Below are 15,730 nucleotides of genomic sequence, written 5' to 3' on the forward strand. Positions count from 1 at the left end.
GTGGAAAAAACGACATTGTACATTAGGCAGCGGGGCCAAAAACGTGCAGGACGCGTAACAACGTAAAGACGGCCATCCCGAAAACAATCGTCAGGAGCATGCTGCGGCGCCAGAGATAAAAACCGAGCGCCGCCGCCCCGGCCAGCAGCTTCGGGTTGGCCAGCGCCAGCTGGACCTCTCCCTGGCCATCGACCAGGATGTCCGGCGCCACGATCGCCACCAGCGCGCAGGCCGGCGCATAGCGCAGCATTTCCTGCACCCGCGGCGGGATGCTGACGCGGTGCCCGATCATCCAGAACGAACTGCGGGTGGCGGCGGTGGCCACGCACAGCACGCCGATGACGGCCCACATTTCCCAGTCACTCATGGCGTACCTTCCGCTTGGTGAAGCTTTCCTCGATAAACATGGCGGTCACCATGCCCACCACCACCGCCAGCAGCAGGCCCAGCTTGTAGGGCAGCCCGTAGGCCAGCACCGATACCACCCCGGCCACGACGACGCCGCACAGCGCGGCGTGATTGATAATCAGCGGCACCATGATGCACAGGATGGCCAGGGTGCCGGCGAAACCCAGCCCCCACTCGGTCGGAACCGCGCTGCCCAGGAAGATGCCGGCCAGCGAACCGATCTGCCAGGCGAACCAGTTCGGATACATCAATCCCTTCAGATAGGACAGCTTGCCGGGCGCCGGCTCGGCGGTCGGGTAGCGCTGCAGGAACATCGCCACCGTCAAGTCACCTGAGATATAGCCCAGGCAAAAGCGCTGTTTCCAGGGCAGATGGGCAAAATGCGGGCCCAGCAGGGCCGAGAAAATCACGAAGCGCAGGTTGACCACCAGGGCGGTGGCGAAGATGACCCAGATCGGGGCCTGGGCGGCAATCAGGGGAAGCGAGGCCAGCTGGGCGGAGCCGGCGAACACCAGTAGGGTCATGCCGCTGGCCTGCCAGACGCTCAGCCCGCTCTTGACCATCGCGATGCCGACCACGATGCCCCAGGCGCCGATGCCGAACAGGGTCGGCATCCCGGCCTTGACGCCTTCGCGCCAGGCGTCGCGGTCGGGGGCGTCATAGGAGGCGATGGCCGGGCCCGATGGGTCGCCCGCATTCATGTGGTAATCCTGCAACGTCCCGGCAGGACGAACGCGGCGGCAGGCTTGAAACGATCGGGCATGAAACGCATCTGGAGAGTGGCACGGGGGCATGGCGCAGCGCGCCCAGCTCGATTTGATCAGTTTGTTAAGGGGTTCGTTATTTTAGCGACCATTTCGGCAATGGGGGCAATCCGTTAGAATCGTGTTTTTGCCAAATTTTCCGACCGGAGAGAAACAGATGAACCAAAAGACGATGCCCGTGGTGGAACTCGAGGCCAAAGACCTGCCGGCATACTGCCCGAATCCGGCAATGCCGCTGTGGTCCTCGCACCCGCGCGTCTTCCTCGACTTCGACCACCATGGCGAAGCCAAGTGCCCGTATTGCGGCACCCAGTACCGCCTGGCTCCGGGCACCGTGCTGAAGCACCACTAATCCCACCTGCGGCGCCTTGCGCCGCTTTCCCATGGATTACCGTGCCCCGTCGTGGCTCCCGGGCGGCCACCTGCAGACCATCTACCCGGCCACCTGCCTCGCCAAGCCGGAGGTTCCCTACCGGCGCGAGCGCTGGCACAGCCATGACGGCGACTTCATCGACGTCGATTTCGTGGACGGCCAGCCGGGTCAACCGCTGGTCGTACTGTTCCACGGCCTGGAAGGCTCCTCGCACAGTCACTACGCGCGCAGCCTGATGGCCGCGCTGCGGGCGCGCGGCTGGTCGGGCGCGGTGCCGCATTTCCGCGGCTGCTCGGGCGAGCCGAACCTGGCGCCCCGCTTCTACCACTCGGGCGACGCCCACGAAGTCGACTGGATCGTGCGCAAGCTGCGCGCGCGCCATCAAGGCATCCTGTACGCGGCCGGCGTCTCGCTGGGCGGCAACGCCTTGCTGCGCTGGCTGGGCGAATCCGGCCACGGCGCCGAGATCGTCGACGGCGCCTGCGCCGTCTCCGCCCCGCTCGACCTGGCGCGCGGCGGCGAAGCGCTGTCCTCGGGCTTCAACATGGTCTACACCCGCATGTTCCTGCAGACGCTCAAGCCCAAGTGCCTGGCCAAGCTGGAGCAGTTCCCCGGCCTGTTCGACCGCGAGGCCCTGCTGCGGGCGCGCGATTTATATGCCTTCGATAACGTGGTGACGGCGCCGCTGCACGGCTACCGCGACACCGACGACTACTGGCACCGCGCCAGCGCCCGCCACGTGCTGGACGCGATCACGGTGCCGACCCTGGTGCTGAACGCCCGCAACGACCCCTTCCTGCCGGGCGCGCACCTGCCGCGCAGCGCATCGAAGGCCGTGACCCTGGAGTATCCGGAGCACGGCGGCCACGTCGGCTTCGCCGCCGGTCCCTTCCCGGGACGGATCGACTGGCTGCCGCAAAAGATCCTGCACTTCTTCGACGGGCTGGCCGCAAGCCGCGCGCCGGACGCGGTGCAACTGTGCGATGCTGGCTGACTCATTGGACACGACCCATGGACGATATCGTTAAACAGGCAATGGCCAAGTGGCCGAACGTGCCGCACTGCTACGGCTGGCTGGCGCTGGATGCGCGCGGCGGCTGGCGCATGCGCGACGAGGCGGCCCAGCACGCCCACGCGCCGGGCGACCGGCTGACCAATCCGGCCCTCGTGGGCTTCATCAACCGGAACTACCTGCGCGACGAGCGCGGCAACTGGTATTTCCAGAACGGGCCGCAGCGCGTCTACATCAATCTCGAAGCGACGCCCTTCATTGCGCGCACCGATCCGCAGCAGGGCTTGATGTTGCAGACTGGGCAAGCGCTCGCTACGGTGGACAAGGTGTTCCTGCTGGATTCGGGCGCGCTGGTTTTCCAGGGCGGCGAGGTGGTGGCGCAGCTGGACGACCGCGACGTGGCGCAGGTGCTGGCGCTGCTGGAGCTGGATGGCAAGCCGGCCTCGGATGAGGCGGTGATGGCGTGGCTGGAACATGGCGCGGGTGAGCTGGTGCTGCCGTGGAATGGCCGGCGCGTTGTCATCGAGAGGCTTGGGGCGGAGGAAGCGCCGCAGCGCTTCGCTTACAACAAGACGCCGATCGCGTAGGGTTGGCGGCTACGCCGCCGACGCGTTCAACCAGCCCGCGAACAGCCACTGAAGCGTGAAATCATCCGCCGCTTGAACGCGTCGGCAAGAAACTTGCCGACCCTACGATACGACGCGGCCCCGGCTCACCGCTCCTTCTCTTCTTCCTTTTCCGCCTTCTGCCGCGCCTGCAATTCACGCTCGCGCGCATCGATCACGGCCTGGTCGTAGAAGGACACGTCGCCCGCCTTGCGCGCCAGGTTCAGCTGGTCGACGGCGGCCGGCAGCGCCCCGGCCAGCACATAGGATTCGGCCAGCGCCATGTGCTGCAGCGCGATCCGGCCCTGCTTCGCATAGGTCTTGGCCAGCAGATCGTGCAGCTTCGGCTCTTCGCGGTACTGCTGCGCCTGGTCGCGCAGGAAGCGCGCGGCTTCGTCGAGCTTGCCGGCGGCGACCAGGACCTCGGCGTACTGGTGGGCGATGGCGCGCGAAAGCGGGAAGCGCTGGCGCGCCTGCTCCGCTTCGTGCACCGCCTGCTGCAGCACCTCGGGCGGCTGGCCCTGGGCCATCTTGATTTCGAGCGACAGCCCGGCGAAGATGCTGGCCCCGTCGCCCACGTTCGAGGCGGTGCTGAACACGCCTTCGCGCGGTTTCATGGTGGCGCGCGCCTTGTCGAGCCAGCCCTGCGCGCCGGCTAGGTCGCCCTGGCGCAGCGCCAGATAGGCCAGGCCGTACTGGGCGCCGGCCTGCTGCTGGCGGTGCGGTTCCTTGAGCTGGGTTTCGAAGGCCGTTTTCGCTTCGCGTCGTCCCTGTTCGCTCGGGTCCTGCAGCACCCGGGTGCGGGCCCGCACCAGGTGGAAGTCGAGGCTGTCGACGCGCTGTTTCTTGGGCATCTCGCGGATGCGCGCCTGCATGTCGGTGATGCGCTCCTGGGTAAGCGGGTGGCTGCTCAGGTTGCTCAAGCCCGCCGGCAGTTCGCCATACAGCTTGCTGGCGCTTTGCAGGCGGCGGAAGAAGGCCACGATGCCGGTGGTGTCGTAGCCGCCCTTCTCCATGATCTGGAAACCGACGCGATCGGCCTCGCGCTCGGCGTCGCGGCTGAAGTTCAGCTGGCGCTGGATGGCCAGGCCCTGGCCGCCCATCAGCACGCCCATGGCCGCGTCGGAACTGGCCTTGGCGGCCAGCGCCGCCAGGATCATCGCCGCCAGCGGCAGCAGCACGTCCTGCTTCTGCTGGCCCAGCATGCGCGCGATGTGGCGCTGCGACACGTGGCCGATCTCGTGCGACATCACCCCGGCCAGTTCGGATTCGGTCTGGGCCGCGATGATCAGGCCCGAGTGGGCGCCGATGAAGCCGCCGGGCAGCGCGAAGGCGTTGAGGGCGGCGTCGCGCACGGCGAAGAACTGGAAGTCGGCATTCGTCTCGCCGCGCGCGCCGGGCACGACGGTGACGAGGGCGTTGCCGAAGTTGTTCAGGTATTCGGAGATGACTTCGTCGTCGAGGTAATCGCGGTCGCGCCGGATGTCGCGCATGATTTCCTCGCCCAGCTTGCGCTCGACCACGGGCGAGAGGTCGCCGCGCGCGGTGTCGCCGAGCGTGGGCAGGCGGGTGCTGTCGGATTTCTGGAGCGGTTCGGCCGGCGCCGCAATGGCGAACGCGGCCGACGTGCAGATGGCCAGGACAGTCAATGCGGGGCGCCAGCGGCGCGCTTTGGCTGGTCGGGAGCGTAGTTTCACGATGCTATGATAACCCTATCCGCGCGCAGCTTGCTGCCCTGCGATACACTTTGTTACCCCAGATTATCGACTTTGCAATGAGCACCCAGACCCCGACCGCAGACCATCTGACCCACTTCGACGCCACCGGCCAGGCCCACATGGTCGACGTCGGCGCCAAGCAGGACACCCACCGCATCGCGGTGGCGGCCGGCACCATCCGCATGAAGCCGGAGACCCTGGCGCTGGTGACCTCGGGCACGGCCAAGAAGGGCGACGTGATCGGCATCGCCCGCATCGCCGCCATCATGGCCTCGAAGCGCACCAGCGACCTGGTGCCGCTGTGCCATCCGCTGCCGATCACCAAGGTGGCGGTGGACTTCGAGATCGACGAGGCGGCCAGCAGCGTGCATTGCCGCGCGCAGGTCGAGACCATCGGCAAGACCGGGGTGGAGATGGAAGCCCTCACCGCGGTGCAGGTCGGCCTGCTGACCATCTACGACATGTGCAAGGCGGTCGACCGCGGCATGGTCATGACGAATATCCGCGTGCTGGAGAAGCACGGCGGCAAGAGCGGCGACTGGACCGCCCAGGTATAAGGAAAGCAGCTTGCCGATCACACGCGACAAGGATTTCCTGCGCTGGCCGGATGCGCCCGGCTTCCCGGCCATGGGCATCGAATCCGCCAGGCTGGCGGAATGCAGCGTCGAAGTACAGCGGAGCGGCGTCAAGCAGGTGTTCGGCGCGCCCGAGCACGGTTTCACGGAAACGCATCTCGACTTCCTGGCCCAGCTTCCCACGCTGGAGGGCGTCTGGTTCTGGAACGTGGCGCTGGACAATATCGACGGCCTGTACGCGTTGACGAAGTTGCGCCGCTTTGGCATGCACCCGAAACGGCCGCCGATCCAGTTCGACCGCTTTCCCGCCCTGGAGAGCGCGGTCGTCGAGCTGCGTCCCCAGGACAGTGGACTGGATCGCCTTGCTTCCCTGAATTTCCTGTCGCTCTGGCGCTACAAGGGAAAGGAATGCGCCTCGCTCCCGCTTGCACCGTCCCTCACCGAACTGCAGCTGCACTGGGCCAGCACCGAAAGCCTGGCGGATCTCCCCTCCTTGCCGGAGCTGCGCCGCCTGGAAATCCACCGCTGCAGGAAGCTCCACAGCCTTGGCGCCTTCAAGGAAAAATTTCCCAAGCTGGAGCATCTGGTGATCGACGCCTGCGGGCGTGTCACGAAGGAGGAAGGCGCACGGGCGATCGAGGGACTGACGGAGCTCAGGCACGCATGCGTCCAGGATGCCCTCCTGGTCTAGCCGGCGCCGCGGCGGATCGTCCTTGCGTCCCGGCTAGGACAGGCGTCCCGGCAGCGGCAAGCCTTCCGCGATCGCCAGGCGCTCCATCGCGTCTTCCAGGATAACGCGCGCCTGCCCCGACGCCCTGGCCAGCAGCGCATGCAGGTCGGCATCCTCCGGATTGCGCGAGGCGCACTGGACGCTGTAGCGCTCGAAGCTGCCGATCATCATCAGCAGATCTGACAGGTGGCGCGGACATTCGCAGCTCAGGCGGTCGCTGGCGGCGGTGAGCGTGACCAGCGCGTCCTCGTCGAAGCGGCGCGGCGTGATCGCCGGTTCCGCCTCGGCCAGCGGCAGGCGCTGGCCGGTCAGCGCGGAGCGGCACAGCAGGGACAGCTCGCTCAGGTCGGCCGGCACGCGCGCCACCAGGCAGCCCTGGGCGCGCAGGGCGCGGATGGTGGCGCTGGGACAAAAACGGTACAACACCACGGTCGCCGCCGCGCCGGCACGCTGGCGCGCTTCGGCCACCAGCGGCAGCACGCTGTCGTCCAGTTCGGACATTTCGACGACCAGCACGTCGGCGTCGGCGTCGGTGGGCAGCTCGTCCAGCCGGTCGAGGCTCGTGCAGTGGCCGCGCACGTCGAGGCCGGCTGCGTCGCGGCCCATGGCCGCCAGCCGGCGCGCCAGCATGTTGCTGACCAGGAGCACGCGCACCGGCGCCGCGGCCGATGCCTGCGCCGGCAGGTTCAGGCCGAGCATGGACTGCAGCTGTTCGCGGCTCAGGCTGGCCAGCACGCCGATCGAATGCCCCTGGTCCACCAGCTGCTTGAGCAGGCCCAGGCGCGCCACCTGTTCGGCGGAATACAGGCGCTGCCCGCGCTCGGAGCGCTGGGCGTCCGACAGGCTGTAGCGGCGCTCCCACACCCGCAGGGTCTCGACCGGCAGGCCGGCGAGGCGGGCCGCCGCGCCGGTGCGGTACATGATCCTCTCTTGTCCCGACTTGATGAACGAATCCATAGTTATGCCCCTCGATTGAACCGCCATTATCGCTAATTATAGCGTCAAACTTTAGACAATCCGGTTCACTTGTCCTACATTGACATCGAAGCAGCCATTTCGGATGCCTACTTACCCATCAGGAGCATGCAATGAAAACCACGCTGACCGCCCTTCCCCTTGTCTTCGCATTCGCTTCCGCACAAGCCGCCGACATCGTCGATACCGCGACGTCCGCCGGCTCGTTCAACACCCTGGTCACCGCCGTCAAGGCCGCCGGCCTGGTCGACACGCTGAAAGGCCCGGGCCCCTTCACCGTGTTCGCGCCCACCGACGCCGCCTTCGCCAAGATCCCGAAGGCCAAGCTCGACGCCCTGCTGAAGGACAAGGCGGCGCTGGCCAAGGTGCTGACCTACCACGTGGTGCCCGGATCGGTGAAGGCGGCCGACGTCAAGCCGGGCGAGGTCAAGACCGTCGAAGGCAGCACCGTCAAAGTCAGCACGCGCGACGGCAAGGTCATGGTCGACGAGGCCCAGGTCACCAAGACCGACATCCTGGCCGACAACGGCGTGATCCATGTGATCGACGCGGTCATCATGCCCTGAGCATCCTCCCCTGTTTCTCCTCGTCCGCCGCCCGCCGCGCCCCACGGTGGCGGCGGTTTTTTTTGCCCCCACATTCTGCTTGATGAGCCGGTTTGATGTCGCATGGTAAATTGCTGGCCTGCGTGCGCGGCGCCCTGCCGGGCACGAACATGATCAAGAGGATGGAATGAGACTGCATTTGCTGACGATGGCGGCCGCGACCCTGGCCGCCGGCACCGCAATGGCCGCGCCGCGCGGCTTTACCGTCGAGGACCTGGTGAACATGGAGCGGGTCGGCAGCCCGGCCGTGTCGCCGGACGCCACGCGCGTCGTGTACACCGTGCGCAGCACGGACATGAAGAAGAACCGCGGCCACACCGAACTCTGGCTGGTCGACCTGCGCGCCGCCAAGCCGGCGCCGAAGCGCCTGGCCAGCCACAGCGCCAGCAGCACCGACCCGGAATGGTCGGCCTCGGGCGACGCCGTGTATTTCCTGTCGAGCCGCTCGGGCTCCTCGCAGGTGTGGCGCCAGCCGGTGGCCGGCGGCAAGCCGGTCCAGGTGACGAACCTGCCGCTGGACGTGGACAGCTTCCGCGTGTCGCCAACCGGCGAGCGCCTGGCCTTCAGCATGGCCGTGTTCCGCGACTGCGCCGACCTGGCCTGCACCAAGGCGCGCCTGGAGGCGAAGGAAAAGGACAAGGCCACCGGCAAGGTCTACGACCGCCTGTTCGTGCGCCACTGGGATACCTGGTCGGACCACCGCAACGCCGTGCTGTTCTCGGCGCCGCTGGATAAAAGCGGCAAGCTGGCCGGCGCGCCCGTCAGCCTGTCGGGTTCGCTCGATGGCGACGTGCCGTCCAAGCCTTTCGGCGACCGCGAGGAATTCCGCTTCAGCCCGGACGGCAAGACGATGGTGTTCTCGGTGCGCATTGCCGGCAAGACCGAAGCCTGGTCGACCAACTTCGACCTGTACACCGTGCCTGCCGCGGGCGGCGCCGCGCCACGGAACCTGACGGCGGACAATCCAGCCTGGGACACCAAGGGCGTGTTCTCCCCGGACGGCCGCACCCTGGCCTACCTGGCGATGGCGCGTCCCGGCTTCGAGGCCGACCGCTTCCAGATCATGCTGATGGACGTGGCCAGCGGCCAAAAGCGCAAGCTGGCGGCCGACTGGGACCGCTCGGCGGGCAACCTGGTGTGGCGCGCCGACGGCCAGGCGCTGATCGTCGACGCCGAAGACGTCGGCCAGCACCGCCTGTTCTCGATCGACGTCGCCAGCGGCAAGGTGACGGCGCTGACCGGCAAGGGCGCGATCGGCGCGTTTGACGCGCGCGGCGACACCGTGGCCTACACCCTGGCGAACCTGGGCTCGGGCGCGCAGCTGTACACGATGAAACCTGGCGCGGAAGCGAAGCAGCTGACCGACCTGAACAGCGAGCGCCTGAAAGACGTGCGCTGGGGCGAGTACGAGCAGTTCTCGTTCACCGGCGCCAACGGCGACACGGTCTATGGCCACGTGATGAAGCCGTGGAATGCGGAGCCGGGCAAGAAGTACCCGGTCGCCTTCCTGGTGCACGGCGGCCCGCAGGGCAGCTTCGGCAACGGCTGGAGCTACCGCTGGAATCCGCAAGTGTACGCGGGCGCCGGCTATGCGACCGTGTTCATCGACTTCCACGGCTCGACCGGTTACGGCCAGAAGTTCACGGATTCGATCAGCAACGACTGGGGCGGCAAGCCGCTCGAGGACCTGCAGAAGGGCCTGGACGCGGCGGTGAAGAAGTTCGCCTGGCTGGACCGCGAGCGCAGCTGCGCGCTGGGCGCGTCCTACGGCGGCTACATGATGAACTGGATCGCGGGGAACTGGTCGGACGGCTTCCGCTGCATCGTCAACCACGACGGCGTGTTCGACACCCGCGGCATGGCCTATTCGACCGAGGAGCAATGGTTCACGGACTGGGAAAGCGGTGGCCCCTATTTCCAGGTGCCGGACAACCACGAGCGCTTCAACCCGGTGCACCACGTGAACAAGTGGAAGACGCCGATGCTGGTGATCCAGGGCGACCTGGACTTCCGCATCCCCACCGCGCAGGCGCTGGGCACCTTCACGGCGCTGCAGCGCAAGGGCATCGAGAGCAAGCTGCTGGTGTTCCCGGACGAGAACCACTGGGTGCTCAAGCCGGCGAACTCGGTGCAGTGGCACCATACCGTGATCGGGTGGCTGGACCAGTATCTCAAGCCTTGATCGACGGGACAGGCACAAATAAAAAGCCCGCTCCTAGGAGCGGGCTTTTTACTCAGAACCTGATGACTCAGCTATTACTCAGCAGCAGCCATGTTGTTCTTTTCGAGCGCTTGCTTGACAGCGGTGTTGTCGGTGTCAGCTGCGACAACCCAGGTCACGTTGGTGGCGGTCAGGGTCGGGGTGAAGGTCACTTCCGCGTCAGCGGTATCGGTGCCGATGTTGTCCAGGGTCATGGTGATGACGCCGTCGCCGCCAACGGTGATGGACTTCACTTCTTTGGTGGCGGTGAATTCAGGGAACGGGTTCGGGTCCATGTCGCTGTTGCAGCCGGTGGTCGCGCCTTGCTCTTGTGCGCACATTGCCACGGCGGTCTTGAACGGATCGGCAGCCGACAGCGCGTTAGCAGCTTTTGCCTTGGCGGTGTAGTCGCTGTACGCCGGGATCGCCACGGCAGCCAGGATGCCGATGATCGCGACGACGATCATCAGTTCGATCAGGGTGAAGCCGCCTTCAGCTTTTTTGGTTTGCATTTGCTTGATGTTCATTTTCATCTCTCCAGGGTGTGTAGTCGGGGAATCTTGTCTTGCGTTGTTGCCGCACTCATCTATATGCAATCGGTATGCCAGGCTGGAAATAGTCGATTTTATTAACACTGAGTTAATAAAACCCTGTGCCAGAACAAGAATTGTCATGTTGAGTGACAAAAATTGTCAGTTCTTTGCGGCAATTTTTGTCAGGTGGACAGTTTTTGGTGCTGGGCGGCCATCACGTAGGGTGGACGGGTCTCCCGTCCACGCGGGATCGTTATCCCTTCGATATCGTGCCGGATGATCTCGCTGCCATGTATCACCGCGTGGACGGGAAACCCGTCCACCCTACGGTCAGCGTTTCGACCGTAGGCGAACATATGGCGAGCGTTAGGCCATGGACGAAAAAAAACGGGGAGCTTGCGCTCCCCGTTCTGATTGGCGATTACTAAGAATCGACGATTACAGCATCGCCTTCAGCAGGCGCGCCATTTCCGACGGGTTCTTGGTGACCTTGATGCCGCAGGCTTCCATGATTTCCAGCTTGGCTTGCGCGGTATCGGCGCCGCCCGAGATCAGCGCGCCGGCGTGGCCCATGCGCTTGCCCGGAGGCGCGGTGACGCCAGCGATGAAGCCGACGACCGGCTTCTTCATGTTGTCCTTGATCCACTGGGCAGCGTTCGCCTCGTCCGGACCGCCGATTTCGCCGATCATGATCACCGCGTCGGTGTCAGGATCGTCGTTGAACATGCGCATCACGTCGATGTGCTTCAGACCGTTGATCGGGTCGCCGCCGATACCGACTGCCGACGACTGGCCCAGGCCCAGGGCGGTCAGCTGGCCGACTGCTTCATAGGTCAGGGTGCCCGAACGCGACACGACGCCGATACGGCCCTTCTTGTGGATGTGACCCGGCATGATGCCGATCTTGATCTCGTCCGGGGTGATCAGGCCTGGGCAGTTCGGGCCCAGCAGCAGGGTCTTCGAACCGGCCTTGGCCATGCGGTCCTTGACTTCCATCATGTCACGGACAGGGATGCCTTCGGTGATGCAGATTGCCAGGTCCAGCTCGGCTTCGACGGCTTCCCAGATCGCGGCGGCAGCGCCTGCCGGCGGAACGTAGATGACCGACACGCTGGCGCCGGTTTCCGACTTGGCTTCCTTGACCGATGCGTAGATCGGAATGCCTTCGAAATCTTCGCCGGCTTTCTTCGGGTTCACGCCGGCCACGAAGGCTTCACGGCCGTTCGCGTAGTCGCGGCACATGCGGGTGTGGAACTGGCCGGTCTTGCCGGTGATACCTTGGGTGATGACTTTGGTGTCTTTGTTAATCAGAATCGACATTTTGTTTTCCTTCGCGAATTAGGCTTGACCGGCGGCAGCGGCAACGACCTGCTTCGCTGCATCTTCCATGGTGTCTGCGGAAATGATCGGCAGGCCCGAATCAGCCAGCATCTTCTTGCCCAGGTCTTCGTTGGTGCCCTTCATGCGGACGACCAGCGGCACTTGCAGCGACACGGCCTTCGATGCGGTGATCACGCCTTCGGCGATCACGTCGCAGCGCATGATGCCGCCGAAGATGTTGACCAGGATGGCCTTCAGGCCCGGGTTCTTCAGCATGATCTTGAATGCTTCGGTGACCTTCTCTGCGGTCGCACCGCCGCCCACGTCCAGGAAGTTGGCCGGCTCGCCGCCGAACAGCTTGATGGTGTCCATGGTGGCCATGGCCAGGCCGGCGCCGTTCACCAGGCAGCCGATGTTGCCGTCGAGCGAGATGTAAGCCAGGTCGAACTTCGATGCTTCGACTTCAGCCGGATCTTCTTCGTCCAGGTCGCGGTAGGCGACGATTTCCGGATGACGGAACAGGGCGTTCGAGTCGAAGTTGAACTTGGCGTCCAAGGCGATGACCTTGCCCGAGCCGGTCAGGATCAGCGGGTTGATTTCGGCCAGCGAGGCATCGGTTTCCCAGTAAGCCTTGTACAGGCCTTGCAGGTTGGTGCGCGCGTCGACGACCGACGCTTCCGGCACGCCGATCTTGCGGGCGATGTCGTCAGCTTGCTCGTCGGTCAGGCCGATCGACGGCTCGATCACGACGTTGTGGATTTTTTCCGGGTTGCTGTGCGCGACTTCTTCGATGTCCATGCCGCCTTCCGACGAGGCCATCAGGACGACCTTCTGGGTGACGCGGTCGGTAACCAGCGAGACGTACAGTTCCTTCTTGATGTCCGCGCCTTCTTCGATCAGCAGGCGGCGCACTTTCTGGCCTTCCGGGCTGGTCTGGTGGGTGACCAGCTGCATGCCCATGATCTGTTCCGAGTATTCCTTGACCTGTTCCAGCGACTTGGCAACCTTGACGCCACCGCCCTTGCCGCGGCCGCCAGCGTGGATCTGGGCCTTGACGACCCACACCGGGCCGCCCAGCTCTTCAGCGGCCTTGACGGCCTCTTCCACGTTCATGCACGGAATGCCGCGCGGAACCGTCACCCCGAACTTTCGGAGGATTTCTTTGCCCTGATACTCATGGATTTTCATGCTGGCTTCCCTTCTTCTCTATTACTGATGTGTGTAGAAATACGGTTGAACTACAAATTTGACAACGTATGCTAGCCCGACACGGCTTTGATCGACCAGCGCGGATAGTACTTGGCCACGGCGGGGCCGTCGCTGCGCAAGGCGTGGCAACGGTCGAGCTCGAAGGGCCGTTCGGCCGCGCGTTCCTTCTGGTTTGCGTCGGCGCCGCCGCGCTCGTCGAAGACGTCGTCGGCATAGGCCTGCAGCGCCGCGGTAGGCAGCACCTGGGCCAATTCGGTCAGATGGGTGCAACCGAGCACGCCGGAGAGGCGGTCTTTCAGGTGCAGCCGGAAGTGTTTCATCAGCGACAGGCCGATCAGCTTCTTGTAGGCGGGAGCGATCGTATCGCAGAAACCGGGGTACGGGACGGAATCGGACGCGGCTTCGGCATCGACGATGGTCAGGTCGCGGTCTATGGTCACGCGCAGCTTCAGGTCATGCACCGGAACGCCGCCCGGGCGGTCGCCTGAGGCGAGCGCGATGTCACGCGTTTTGACGTCGCTGATCGTGGCGTCGAGATCCCACAAGCCATCGTCGCGCGCATAGGCATCGACTGTGATGGCGCGCGTATGCCGGAGCGAGCGCGATACGGGAGGAGACAGGGGCATAAAAACCAATGCCGTCAGAGCGGCGGTTAGTGGTGCAGCCGGTGTGCTTCATGCACGTTGCCGCGGCTTCCACGGCAACAACCGCTCATGCGGCGCTGCTTAAACCCTAAAAGTTTATCACAGCATGCGTGCCGTTGCACTGCAACAGAAGGCTTTTGCAAGAGGGCGGCTCCCTCGGCGGTCTCATATTGCCGAGGGAGCAATGTTGCTTTTCGCGAGAAAACGATACGTATTTACAGGAGGAGTACACTGCCCCATGGTCGTGGTATTTACGACCTCCATTACGCAGGCAGGAAACATGGATACCCAAGCGTTGTGCAGTGCCCTGCTGTCTGGAAAGACGCGTTTCGCCTTGGTGATCACAGACCCTGGCGGACGCCTGGTGAGCGCCAACAGTGCGGCCCGGACGCTGTTCGGCTTGCATTCCGGCCTGGTCGGCGCCGAATTGACCTGCATGTTCACTGACCGGCAACGGCATCTTGGCCTGTCGGATAGCGAGATGCAGGACGCGCTGGTCCATGGCGGCGCGGTGGAAACCCGGCTTTACCGCCACGCGGAGTCCGGGATCGAGCGCTGGTTCGAAGCCGAGTTGTCGCCGCTCTTCGATGCCGCCGGCGCGCACATTGGATACTTGCGCATTGCCCAGGATGTCAACGAGCGCTACCTGAGCGACGAAACCATGCGCCGTCATGCCGGCATCGACCAGCTCACGGGCTTGCTGAACCGGCGCGCGTTCTACGAGAAGATCGACCAGTACGTGGCGCTCAATGCCCGTGCTCCCAAGTGCGTGATCCTGCATTTGATCGACCTTGACCTGTTCAAGGAGGTGAACGATACGCTGGGCCACGCGTCCGGCGATGCGGTGTTGCGTGAAATCGCCCTCCGGCTCAAAAGCGTTACCCGGGAGACCGATTATGTCGGCCGCCTCGGCGGCGACGAGTTCGCTGTCCTGCAAACAGGTACGAGCTCGCTGCTCGAAGGCGGTTATCTCGCCCGGAAGCTTGTGACGCTGTGCGGCCAGCCAGTCTACCTTCACAATCACGAAGTGAAACTTTCGGCCAGTATCGGCATCGCCACCTATCCGGACGACAGCAGGATTCCTGCCGAATTACTGCGCAAGGCCGACCTGGCGCTGTATCGCGTCAAGAGCGATGGCCGCGACAACTATCGCTACTTCACCGAAGCGCTCGACGAAAAGGCCAAGCGCCATGGCGAGCATGTCGCGGCGGTGCGCGAAGCGGTTCGCCTGGAGCAGTTCCACCTGGAGTACCAGCCGATCATGTCGGCGCGCGACAGCAGCATCGGACGCGCCGAGGCCCTGCTGCGCTGTGACCACGACCTGTTGAAAGACCTGCCGATCCTGGAGGTACTGGAACTGTTGCGCAACAGCGGTTCGATGTTCGAGATGAGCCGATGGATCGTGGCGCAGGCATGCCGTGATGTCGAGGCGTGGCTGGCGCAGGGAGATGCGGCGGTACAGGTGGCGATCAACCTGTGCGCACGCGAACTGTCGACAATGGATATCGTCGCTGTGATCGAAACGGCGCTGCGCGAGTACGAACTTGCATCGAAGTACCTGTCGGTCGAATTGACCGAGCACGATGTGCTGGATAGCAAGGGAACCGGGCTCGAAGTGATCATGGCCCTGCGCGCGCTGGGAATTTCGATCTCGCTGGACGACTTCGGCACCGGTTGCGCGTCGCTGGAATATCTGACATCGCTGCCGGTCGATGTACTCAAGCTCGACCGCACCTTCGTTGTCGGCCTGCCGGACGACGCCATTTCGGCCAAGGTCGTGGTCGCGATGATCGGCCTGGCCCACTCGCTCGGCCTGCGCATCGTGGCCGAAGGCGTCGAGACCGTCCGCCAGCGTGATTACCTGCTTGCCCAAACCTGTGACGAGCTCCAGGGATTTTTCATTTCGGCGCCCTTGAACGCCGCCGCGTTTAGCGGATTCAGGGCACGGCTGGATGCGCCGGTCCGGCATGGCTCTTGAGTATCCAGGGCCTTGCAGGGCCGTGGAGCCGTGGCCCGGCGCTTGTGCTGGCTGGACGCCACCCCGAAGGGCAGTACGCGC

At 64.7% G+C, this 15,730-nt stretch carries 16 protein-coding genes; 8 read left to right on the forward strand and 8 right to left on the reverse strand.

The window, feature by feature from the left end; genetic code table 11:
- Nucleotides 1-22: 22 nt before the first annotated feature.
- Both KBW98_RS10090 and KBW98_RS10095 read right to left on the reverse strand, forming a co-directional pair.
- Entirely contained in the window at nucleotides 23-367 is a 345-nt protein-coding gene (locus tag KBW98_RS10090) for an AzlD domain-containing protein (RefSeq protein ID WP_211519999.1), read from the reverse strand.
- Nucleotides 360-1,109, reverse strand: coding sequence for an AzlC family ABC transporter permease (locus KBW98_RS10095; RefSeq protein ID WP_211520000.1), 750 nt, complete (start codon nucleotides 1,107-1,109; stop codon nucleotides 360-362). Before KBW98_RS10095 ends, KBW98_RS10090 begins: the two co-directional genes overlap by 8 nt.
- A 220-nt stretch (nucleotides 1,110-1,329) precedes the next feature.
- Between KBW98_RS10095 and KBW98_RS10100 the strand changes: the two genes are divergently transcribed.
- The 3 genes from KBW98_RS10100 to KBW98_RS10110 are packed head-to-tail and all read left to right on the forward strand — an operon-like array spanning nucleotide 1,330 to nucleotide 3,144.
- Nucleotides 1,330-1,524 (forward strand): zinc-finger domain-containing protein, encoded by a 195-nt coding sequence (locus KBW98_RS10100; protein ID WP_020651840.1) that lies wholly within the window; start codon nucleotides 1,330-1,332, stop codon nucleotides 1,522-1,524.
- 31 nt (nucleotides 1,525-1,555) lie between these two features.
- The gene (locus KBW98_RS10105) at nucleotides 1,556-2,539 is read left to right on the forward strand and encodes a YheT family hydrolase (protein ID WP_211520001.1); all 984 of its coding nucleotides are present in this window, start codon (nucleotides 1,556-1,558) and stop codon (nucleotides 2,537-2,539) included.
- 17 nt (nucleotides 2,540-2,556) lie between these two features.
- Entirely contained in the window at nucleotides 2,557-3,144 is a 588-nt protein-coding gene (locus KBW98_RS10110) for a DUF2946 family protein (RefSeq protein WP_211520002.1), read from the forward strand.
- A gap of 125 nt (nucleotides 3,145-3,269) precedes the next feature.
- Here KBW98_RS10110 and KBW98_RS10115 read toward each other — a convergent pair whose 3' ends face one another.
- On the reverse strand, nucleotides 3,270-4,811 hold the full coding sequence (locus KBW98_RS10115; protein WP_211520003.1) for a M48 family metalloprotease: 1,542 nt from the start codon (nucleotides 4,809-4,811) through the stop codon (nucleotides 3,270-3,272).
- Nucleotides 4,812-4,936: 125 nt separating this feature from the next.
- Between KBW98_RS10115 and moaC the strand changes: the two genes are divergently transcribed.
- Nucleotides 4,937-5,437, forward strand: a complete 501-nt coding sequence (gene moaC / locus KBW98_RS10120; protein WP_211520004.1) for a cyclic pyranopterin monophosphate synthase MoaC — start codon at nucleotides 4,937-4,939, stop codon at nucleotides 5,435-5,437.
- A gap of 10 nt (nucleotides 5,438-5,447) precedes the next feature.
- Complete coding sequence (locus KBW98_RS10125; RefSeq protein WP_211520005.1) at nucleotides 5,448-6,146, forward strand: hypothetical protein; 699 nt, start codon at nucleotides 5,448-5,450, stop codon at nucleotides 6,144-6,146.
- A gap of 33 nt (nucleotides 6,147-6,179) precedes the next feature.
- Here KBW98_RS10125 and KBW98_RS10130 read toward each other — a convergent pair whose 3' ends face one another.
- Entirely contained in the window at nucleotides 6,180-7,106 is a 927-nt protein-coding gene (locus KBW98_RS10130; protein ID WP_211520006.1) for a MerR family transcriptional regulator, read from the reverse strand.
- Nucleotides 7,107-7,273: 167 nt separating this feature from the next.
- Between KBW98_RS10130 and KBW98_RS10135 the strand changes: the two genes are divergently transcribed.
- A complete protein-coding gene (locus KBW98_RS10135; protein ID WP_211520007.1) occupies nucleotides 7,274-7,726 on the forward strand; it encodes a fasciclin domain-containing protein in 453 nt (150 codons plus the stop codon).
- A 166-nt stretch (nucleotides 7,727-7,892) separates the two neighbouring features.
- Entirely contained in the window at nucleotides 7,893-9,947 is a 2,055-nt protein-coding gene (locus tag KBW98_RS10140; RefSeq protein WP_211520008.1) for a S9 family peptidase, read from the forward strand.
- Between the two features lie 74 nt (nucleotides 9,948-10,021).
- On the opposite strand, the gene KBW98_RS24075 is transcribed toward KBW98_RS10140, so the two are convergent.
- The 4 genes from KBW98_RS24075 to KBW98_RS10160 all read right to left on the reverse strand — a co-directional run bounded on the left by KBW98_RS24075 (nucleotide 10,022) and on the right by KBW98_RS10160 (nucleotide 13,653).
- Nucleotides 10,022-10,492 carry a pilin gene (locus tag KBW98_RS24075; RefSeq protein WP_211520009.1) on the reverse strand — a complete coding sequence of 157 codons (471 nt, stop codon included), beginning with the start codon at nucleotides 10,490-10,492 and terminating at the stop codon, nucleotides 10,022-10,024.
- Between the two features lie 444 nt (nucleotides 10,493-10,936).
- Nucleotides 10,937-11,818: a succinate--CoA ligase subunit alpha gene (gene sucD / locus KBW98_RS10150; RefSeq protein WP_211520010.1), complete on the reverse strand. Its 882-nt coding sequence runs from the start codon at nucleotides 11,816-11,818 to the stop codon at nucleotides 10,937-10,939.
- An 18-nt stretch (nucleotides 11,819-11,836) separates the two neighbouring features.
- Nucleotides 11,837-13,006, reverse strand: coding sequence for an ADP-forming succinate--CoA ligase subunit beta (gene sucC / locus KBW98_RS10155; RefSeq protein ID WP_211520011.1), 1,170 nt, complete (start codon nucleotides 13,004-13,006; stop codon nucleotides 11,837-11,839).
- Nucleotides 13,007-13,077: 71 nt separating this feature from the next.
- The gene (locus KBW98_RS10160) at nucleotides 13,078-13,653 is read right to left on the reverse strand and encodes a DUF2889 domain-containing protein (protein WP_211520012.1); all 576 of its coding nucleotides are present in this window, start codon (nucleotides 13,651-13,653) and stop codon (nucleotides 13,078-13,080) included.
- A gap of 298 nt (nucleotides 13,654-13,951) precedes the next feature.
- Here KBW98_RS10160 and KBW98_RS10165 point away from each other — a divergent pair, with 298 nt between their 5' ends.
- Nucleotides 13,952-15,649: a bifunctional diguanylate cyclase/phosphodiesterase gene (locus tag KBW98_RS10165; protein ID WP_211520013.1), complete on the forward strand. Its 1,698-nt coding sequence runs from the start codon at nucleotides 13,952-13,954 to the stop codon at nucleotides 15,647-15,649.
- Nucleotides 15,650-15,730: the final 81 nt, after the last annotated feature.

This window comes from Massilia sp. ST3, from assembly GCF_018119405.1.
In the GTDB taxonomy this organism is placed as follows: Bacteria; Pseudomonadota; Gammaproteobacteria; order Burkholderiales; family Burkholderiaceae_D; genus Telluria.

Bases quoted from the DNA above. Each gene is read 5' to 3' on its own strand.
- KBW98_RS10090 (WP_211519999.1), bottom strand. From the start codon at position 367: ATGAGTGACTGGGAAATGTGGGCCGTCATCGGCGTGCTGTGCGTGGCC.
- KBW98_RS10095 (WP_211520000.1), bottom strand. From the start codon at position 1,109: ATGAATGCGGGCGACCCATCGGGCCCGGCCATCGCCTCCTATGACGCC.
- KBW98_RS10100 (WP_020651840.1), top strand. From the start codon at position 1,330: ATGAACCAAAAGACGATGCCCGTGGTGGAACTCGAGGCCAAAGACCTG.
- KBW98_RS10105 (WP_211520001.1), top strand. From the start codon at position 1,556: ATGGATTACCGTGCCCCGTCGTGGCTCCCGGGCGGCCACCTGCAGACC.
- KBW98_RS10110 (WP_211520002.1), top strand. From the start codon at position 2,557: ATGGACGATATCGTTAAACAGGCAATGGCCAAGTGGCCGAACGTGCCG.
- moaC (WP_211520004.1), top strand. From the start codon at position 4,937: ATGAGCACCCAGACCCCGACCGCAGACCATCTGACCCACTTCGACGCC.
- KBW98_RS10130 (WP_211520006.1), bottom strand. From the start codon at position 7,106: ATGTACCGCACCGGCGCGGCGGCCCGCCTCGCCGGCCTGCCGGTCGAG.
- KBW98_RS10135 (WP_211520007.1), top strand. From the start codon at position 7,274: ATGAAAACCACGCTGACCGCCCTTCCCCTTGTCTTCGCATTCGCTTCC.
- KBW98_RS10140 (WP_211520008.1), top strand. From the start codon at position 7,893: ATGAGACTGCATTTGCTGACGATGGCGGCCGCGACCCTGGCCGCCGGC.
- KBW98_RS24075 (WP_211520009.1), bottom strand. From the start codon at position 10,492: ATGAACATCAAGCAAATGCAAACCAAAAAAGCTGAAGGCGGCTTCACC.
- sucD (WP_211520010.1), bottom strand. From the start codon at position 11,818: ATGTCGATTCTGATTAACAAAGACACCAAAGTCATCACCCAAGGTATC.
- sucC (WP_211520011.1), bottom strand. From the start codon at position 13,006: ATGAAAATCCATGAGTATCAGGGCAAAGAAATCCTCCGAAAGTTCGGG.
- KBW98_RS10160 (WP_211520012.1), bottom strand. From the start codon at position 13,653: ATGCCCCTGTCTCCTCCCGTATCGCGCTCGCTCCGGCATACGCGCGCC.
- KBW98_RS10165 (WP_211520013.1), top strand. From the start codon at position 13,952: ATGGATACCCAAGCGTTGTGCAGTGCCCTGCTGTCTGGAAAGACGCGT.